This is a genomic window from Saccharopolyspora sp. NPDC050642, assembly GCF_040654735.1.
In the GTDB taxonomy this organism is placed as follows: domain Bacteria; phylum Actinomycetota; class Actinomycetes; order Mycobacteriales; family Pseudonocardiaceae; genus Saccharopolyspora; species Saccharopolyspora elongata.
In genome coordinates, this window is sequence record NZ_JBFAIN010000086.1 from 1 (window position 1) to 6,384 (window position 6,384).

Annotated in this window: 7 protein-coding genes; 5 read left to right on the top strand and 2 right to left on the bottom strand. The window is 69.6% G+C overall.

Annotation, left to right across the window (positions count from 1 at the left end; all coding sequences use genetic code 11):
• Positions 1–194 precede the first annotated feature (194 nt).
• Positions 195–1,415: an NADP-dependent isocitrate dehydrogenase gene (locus AB0H93_RS44110; protein ID WP_132486334.1), complete on the bottom strand. Its 1,221-nt coding sequence runs from the start codon at positions 1,413–1,415 to the stop codon at positions 195–197.
• Positions 1,416–1,604: 189 nt separating this feature from the next.
• Here AB0H93_RS44110 and AB0H93_RS44115 point away from each other — a divergent pair, with 189 nt between their 5' ends.
• From AB0H93_RS44115 to AB0H93_RS44125, 3 genes are all read left to right on the top strand, one after another.
• Complete coding sequence (locus tag AB0H93_RS44115; RefSeq protein WP_358582924.1) at positions 1,605–2,435, top strand: metal-dependent hydrolase; 831 nt, start codon at positions 1,605–1,607, stop codon at positions 2,433–2,435.
• A gap of 138 nt (positions 2,436–2,573) precedes the next feature.
• Entirely contained in the window at positions 2,574–3,002 is a 429-nt protein-coding gene (locus tag AB0H93_RS44120; RefSeq protein ID WP_132486338.1) for a hypothetical protein, read from the top strand.
• A gap of 83 nt (positions 3,003–3,085) precedes the next feature.
• Entirely contained in the window at positions 3,086–3,286 is a 201-nt protein-coding gene (locus tag AB0H93_RS44125) for a DUF1918 domain-containing protein (protein WP_358582926.1), read from the top strand.
• Between the two features lie 116 nt (positions 3,287–3,402).
• Here the strand turns inward: AB0H93_RS44125 and AB0H93_RS44130 are convergent, their stop codons facing one another.
• Positions 3,403–4,083 carry a TetR/AcrR family transcriptional regulator gene (locus AB0H93_RS44130; protein ID WP_358582928.1) on the bottom strand — a complete coding sequence of 227 codons (681 nt, stop codon included), beginning with the start codon at positions 4,081–4,083 and terminating at the stop codon, positions 3,403–3,405.
• An 89-nt stretch (positions 4,084–4,172) separates the two neighbouring features.
• Here AB0H93_RS44130 and AB0H93_RS44135 point away from each other — a divergent pair, with 89 nt between their 5' ends.
• Both AB0H93_RS44135 and AB0H93_RS44140 read left to right on the top strand, forming a co-directional pair.
• Positions 4,173–5,222, top strand: a complete 1,050-nt coding sequence (locus AB0H93_RS44135; protein WP_358582930.1) for a medium chain dehydrogenase/reductase family protein — start codon at positions 4,173–4,175, stop codon at positions 5,220–5,222.
• A gap of 90 nt (positions 5,223–5,312) precedes the next feature.
• A complete protein-coding gene (locus tag AB0H93_RS44140) occupies positions 5,313–6,149 on the top strand; it encodes a DUF4253 domain-containing protein (protein WP_358582933.1) in 837 nt (278 codons plus the stop codon).
• Positions 6,150–6,384: the final 235 nt, after the last annotated feature.

Here is a 6,384-nt window from a genome sequence, read left to right on the forward strand (position 1 = left end):
CCGGCAAAATCGGCGACATCGTCCAAGCCGCACTCGTCCTCACCCACCACGAACACGGCTACACATAACCCCCACTGAGATCACCTCATTGAAATCGAAGGTTCGATTTCAATGGAAATTGCGGGTTGCCCACCCTCCCGGAAAGCGGAAAACGCCGCCCCCCTGGTGGGGAGCGGCGTTCGCGGTGCGGAAGATCAGCGGTTGGCCATCTTCTTCTGGAGGTTCTCGTCCAGCGTCGCGAGGAACGCCTCGGTGGTCTGGAACGCCTGGTCACCGCCGACCAGCAGCGCCAGGTCCTTGGTCATCTTGCCGCTCTCGACGGTCTCGATGACGACCTTCTCCAGCGTGTCGGCGAAGCCGACGACCTCCGGCGTCGAGTCCAGCTTGCCCCGGTGCTGCAGGCCGCGGGTCCAGGCGAAGATCGACGCGATCGGGTTGGTCGAGGTGGGCTTGCCCTGCTGGTGCTGGCGGTAGTGGCGGGTGACCGTGCCGTGCGCGGCCTCGGCCTCCACCTTGCCGTCGGCGGTCATCAGGACCGAGGTCATCAGACCCAGCGAGCCGAAGCCCTGCGCCACGGTGTCGGACTGCACGTCACCGTCGTAGTTCTTGCAGGCCCAGACGTAGCCGCCCTCCCACTTCAGGGCGCTGGCGACCATGTCGTCGATCAGCCGGTGCTCGTAGCTGATGCCCTTGGCGTCGAACTCGGCCTTGTACTCGCTGTCGAAGATCTCCTGGAACACGTCCTTGAACATGCCGTCGTAGGCCTTGAGGATCGTGTTCTTGGTCGACATGTAGACCGGGTAGCCGCGCTCCAGGCCGTAGCGGAAGGACGCGCGCGCGAACTCCTCGATCGACTTGCGGTAGTTGTACATCGCCATCGCGACGCCGCCGTCCGCACCGAACTTGGCGACCTCGAACTCGATCGGCTCGCCGCCGTCTTCCGGGGTGTAGGTGACGGTGACGGTGCCCGGGCCGGGGACCTTGAAGTCGGTGGCCTTGTACTGGTCGCCGTGCGCGTGACGACCGATGACGATCGGCTTCGTCCAGGTCGGCACGTAGCGCGGGATGTTGGAGATCACGATCGGCTCGCGGAAGATGACGCCGCCGAGGATGTTGCGGATCGTCCCGTTCGGGCTCCGCCACATCTTCTTCAGGCCGAACTCCTCCACGCGGGCTTCGTCCGGCGTGATGGTGGCGCACTTCACGCCGACGCCGTGCTTGGCGATGGCGTTGGCCGCGTCGACCGTGACCTGGTCGTCGGTGGCATCCCGGTGCTCGATGCCGAGGTCGTAGTAATCGAGGTTGATGTCCAGGTACGGGTGGATCAGCTTGTCCTTGATGAAGGACCAGATGATCCGGGTCATCTCATCGCCGTCGAGCTCGGCTACGGTGCCCTGGACCTTGATCTTGCTCATGTGGCGGGGTGCTCCTCTCGCGAGAATGCAAGCGGTACAAGCGTACTGCTATCGGCTTCGATTGTGCCTTGCCCCCGTCGTCCGCCACCACCCCGGCGGACGCGCGTTGCGCCACTGTTCCCGACCGCGACCAGGTGTCGTGATCTTCTTCTACGCTCGACACTCGACCGAGCGATCTTGGAGGGGGCCGTGGCGACCGGACCGACGCACGCGATGAGCGGGGTGGCCGCTTGGGCGGCAGTGACCGCCCTGGCCGACACTCACGCGCTGGGACAATTATCCCCGAAGACCTGGGTGGTCGGGGCCACGCTGTCCGCCGGGGCCGCGCTGCTGCCCGACATCGATCACCCGAAGTCGACGGTGGCCAGCACCTTCGGCGCCGTCTCGCGCGGCGCGTCGGCCGGGATCAGCGGCTTCAGCGGCTTCGTCTACCGGCTGACCCGCACCAAGCACGACAGCAACCGGGAGGGCACCCACCGCGGCTTCACCCACACCGTCGTCTTCGCCGTGCTCGCCGGGCTGATCACCACGGCCATCGTGCAGACCAGCCAGGGCACCGCGCTCGGCGTGCTGATGTTCTTCTTCGCCGGGCTCGCGGTCCGCGGGCTCCTGCACACCTGGTCGTCCAGCAAGGACGCGCTGATGATCACGGTGGCCTCGGTGCTGCTCACCCTCGCCTGCTGGGCCTGGGCCGGCGACCAGCCCACCAACGCCGCGGCCTTCGGGGTGGCGGTGATGATCGGCTGCATCGCGCACTTCATCGGCGACGCGATCACCGAGCAGGGCTGCCCGATGCTCTGGCCGGTGCCGCTGAGCGGCAAGACCTGGTACCCGGTGGCACCGCCGAAGGCGATGCGGATGCGCACCGGCGGCAAGGTGGAGATGGTGCTCGTCGGCCCAGGCCTGACGATCGCCGCAGTGGTGCTGAGCGCCGTCGTCCTCTACCGGATCGGCGCGGCCCCGTGGATCGCCCAGCTCGACCTGCCGCCCGAGATCATGGCCTGGATCTCCCCGTCCTGATCGGTTCCGCTCCCGAATCCACGGGATTTAGCCGATCTCGGGCCCGCTGGATGCGACATTTCGCCCATCGCTCGTTCCGGGGTCGATAGGGTACAAGAGCGGCACCACTTCGGCGCCGCCCGAAGCCCCGGAGGGAAGATGCGAGCTCGAAAGAGGTTCGTGGTGGCAGCCCTGTCGCTGCCGCTGCTGACCGGCCTCGCCGCGTGCGGCCAGGTTCAGGAGGTTCAGCAGGGCCTGCAGAACGCCGACGAGCAGATCCAGCAGGCGCAGCAGAACCTGGATTCGATTTCCGCTTGCGCGCAGGCGATCAACGTCGCGAGCTTCATGCCCAACTTCGCCGACCCGCAACAAGCGAAGGCCGACGCGGAGGCGAAGGCCGAGGAACTGCGCAAGCTGGCCGAGCAGACGGCCGACCAGACGCTGCGCCAGAACCTCCTCGAGGTCGAGCAGTCCGTGCAGCGCGTCGCCTCCGGCGAGATCACGCTGGAGTCGAGCGCGGAGTGGACCACCGCCCAGCTGGAGCGGTACCAGCAGGTGACCACCACCTGCTCGCAGATCGGCAACTGAAGCGGCCGCCCGCACCTCCGCGGCGCACCCGATGTGCGATGTGGCCCCGGTCACTTAGTCTGGGACCGCGGAGGTGATGGGTGATGAAAGCAGCCGTTGGTGATCGACTGCACGTGCACAGCAGGCACGTCGACGAGGCCGACCAGGTCGCCGAGATCCTGGAGGTCCGCGGCGAGGACGGCGCCCCGCCGTACAAGGTCCGGTTCAAGGACGGCCACGAGGGCCTGGTCTTCCCGGGCGGCGATTGCTCGATCGAGACTCCCCGTCCCCGCGAAGGGGACTGACCTCTCGGCCGCTCCGCCGCGCAGGACGGCGGATCCGCCCGAGTCGCGCGGCTCCTCCGGGCGTCGCCTCGCAGCTCCAGACCTCTCCCCCAGCGAGGCACCCCCGAGGAGCCGCCTCACTGCCAGGGCTGGTCGAGCACCGATTCCAGCTCCGCCCGGAACAGCGGTTCCGGGTCGACGAGCATCGCGCCGAACTGCCCCTCCACTTCGAGGCTGATCAAGCCGTGCATCCGCGACCAGGCCAGCAACGCGCGCTGCAGGACGGCCGGCGGGAACGATGAGCCGCCGCGCCGCTCGCGCCAGGCGGTGAGCTGCCGGTCGAACGCGGTGCGCTCCGCGGGCAGCCCGCCGGGAGCCAGGTCGGCGACGACGTCGAGGACAGGCCGGAAGGCCCGGTCGGCGAGACCGATGGTGAGTTCCGGGGCCTGGAAGCCCGGCACCGGCGTGCCGAACAGCAGCAGGTACCGGTGCGGCTGCGCTAGCGCCCAGGCCCTGAACCGGGCGCCGATTTCACGGAACCTAGTCGCGGGTTCCTCGCCGCGGTGCGCTCGCGCCGCGGCTTCCATCGCATCGCCGAGGTCGTTGTAGGCGTCCACGACCAGATCGGTCAGCAGCGCGTCCCGGCTGTCGAAGTACCGGTACAGCGCGGGGCCGGTGACGCCCATCCGCTTCGCGATCGCGTTCACCGAGATCCCCGCCGGCCCCGATTCGGCGAGCTGGTCGAGCGCGACCCGCTTGGCCTCGTTGCGGATCTGCTCCCGGAACCGCTCCCGCGGGCTGCGCGGCGCTGCGTCCATGTCCCCTCCCCTTGACACCCACACCGTAACAGGTTCATAGTGATGTTAGAACTTCTAACAATCGAACGAGCTTGTTACACGGAGGCGTCATGGCCATCCCCACCACCGGAACCGAGATCGTGCTCACCGGCCTCGGCGGGACCGAAGTCGTCACCACGCGGCGCAGCGCGCCGCCCGCGCCGGGACCGCACGGCGTGCTGGTCCGGGTCGAAGCCACCGGGGTGTCCTTCGCCGAGGTGCAGATGCTGCGCGGGCGCTACCCGGCCCAGCCGAAGTTCCCGTTCGTGCCCGGCTACGACCTGGTCGGCGAGGTCGTCGCGGTCGGCTCGGCGGTCACCGGGTGGCGACCGGGCCAGCGGGTCGCGGCCATGCCGCGCACTGGCGCGTGGGCCGAGTACGCCGAAATCCGGGACGCAGAACTGGTTTCCGTGCCGGACGGGGTCGAGGCCGGCGACGCGGCGGCGATGATCGTCAACGGCGTCACGGCCTGGCAGATGCTGCACCGCGCCGCGAAGATCCGAAGTGGACAGACAGTGCTTGTGCACGGCGTCGGCGGCGGCGTCGGCGTCCTGCTGGCGAAGCTCGGCGTCGCCGCCGGCGCGCGGGTGATCGGGACGGCGTCCGCGAGCCGGCACGAAGCGCTGCGGGACATCGGCATCGAGCTCATCGACCACCGCACCGAGGACGTCGACGCCCGCGTGGCCGAGCTCGCGCCCGGCGGCGTGGACGCCATCTTCGACCCGCTCGGCCCGGAGAGCCTGGACCGGTCCTGGCGGCTCCTCGCGCCGGGTGGCTCGCTGCACGCCTACGGCAGCTCGGCGACGCTGCACGACGCCGGGCCTTGGTGGCGCCCCTACCTGGGCCTGACCCGGCGGCTCGCCCGGTGGGAGCTGGCGCGGCTGCTCGGGCGCACCGGCGGCCGGCGCGCCCGGATGTACTACATCAGGCCGAACGCGCAGTTCCGGACGGACCTGGCCGAGTTGTTCCGAATGGTCGCCAGTGGACAGTTGCGGCCGCTGGTCGCCGAGCGGCTGCCGCTGGAATCCGCGGCACGCGCGCTCGACCTGCACATCTCGGGCAGCCGGACCGGCCGGATCCTGCTGATCCCGGGACTTTCCCCGGATCCCACCGGGGCTTGACGGCCGCGGGCTGCGCACGCCACGCGAAACGGGTCGAGGCCAGGCTCTAAGGTGGTCCGCGACGAGGGGCGTTGCCTAGGAGGCGGTGAAGTGTTGCGAGACGACCGGCAAGCGGGGGCTCCTGCCGACCTGTCCGCGGTTTTCGGCACCGGTGCAGGAGTTTCCGTCCCGCTACCGCCCGGCGAGGTCCTGACCGAGCAGACCACCCTCACCGACAACCCCGAGCCGCTGTGCTGGATCAGCGACGACGCCCCGGCGCCGCAGCTCGTCGCCGCCCTTCGCTCCGAGCACCGCATCACCGGGCTGTTGCCGCTGCTGCTGTGCGACAGCGACGAGGTCTACGGGGAGCGGTGCACGGTCGGCGTCGTGCCGCCGGAACCGCTGGAGCACATCGACCGCTGGCGGGTGGTCGACGTGATGGCCCGGATCTGGGACGGCCTGGTGCAGGCCGACGACGAGCTCGGCCCGGCGTACGACCTGGAAGTGCTGGCGCCGTTCGACTACAACTGCCCGGGACCGGCGCGGGGCGGGAACCTGCTGGCGGATCCGGACGTCCTGGCCAACCAGCAGCTGCCGCGCTTCATCGACGCCGACACCCGGCTCGCGCTCATCCCGGTGCGGCGCGGCGCGGACGTGCTGACGGCGCTGGGCTGGTCCGGCGCGGCGAACCACGTGTCGCGCACGGCCGGGCTCTCGGCGATGGCCCGCAGCTGGGAGGAGCGGTTCGGGGCGCGCCTGCTGCGCCTCGGCCCGGACCGGCTGGACCTGAGCGTGGCGGCGCCGCCGCAGGACGCGGACCACGCCGCGGCCGTCGCGGCGGAGCACTGGACCTTCTGCCCGGACCGGATCCTGCAGGAGACGGGCACCATCGAGGCCTACGCCCAGGAGATCCGCGGCCGCCGCACCTGGTCCTTCTGGTGGGAGTGAGCCCGACGCTCCGCCTCACCCGCTAGAGGCCCGTGAGTGTCTTGGGGCGCTGTAGCAACCCAACACCCTCACGGGCGTTGACCCGCGGGAATCGGTCCCGGTGCCGTGTTCCGCCGCAATTTCAATGGAAATCGAAGGTCCGATTTCCATTGAGGTGATCTCAGTGGAATGGGGGCTGAGGTCGTGAGGTGGTGTGTGCTGGGGGGGGTGAAGAGGTGTGGGCGTGGGGTCCTGG

What these genes read in the sequence shown, in the direction of transcription:
- AB0H93_RS44130 (WP_358582928.1), bottom strand. Translation starts at nt 4,083, where the DNA reads ATGGACGCAGCGCCGCGCAGCCCGCGGGAGCGGTTCCGGGAGCAGATC.
- AB0H93_RS44110 (WP_132486334.1), bottom strand. Translation starts at nt 1,415, where the DNA reads ATGAGCAAGATCAAGGTCCAGGGCACCGTAGCCGAGCTCGACGGCGAT.
- AB0H93_RS44120 (WP_132486338.1), top strand. Translation starts at nt 2,574, where the DNA reads ATGCGAGCTCGAAAGAGGTTCGTGGTGGCAGCCCTGTCGCTGCCGCTG.
- AB0H93_RS44125 (WP_358582926.1), top strand. Translation starts at nt 3,086, where the DNA reads ATGAAAGCAGCCGTTGGTGATCGACTGCACGTGCACAGCAGGCACGTC.
- AB0H93_RS44135 (WP_358582930.1), top strand. Translation starts at nt 4,173, where the DNA reads ATGGCCATCCCCACCACCGGAACCGAGATCGTGCTCACCGGCCTCGGC.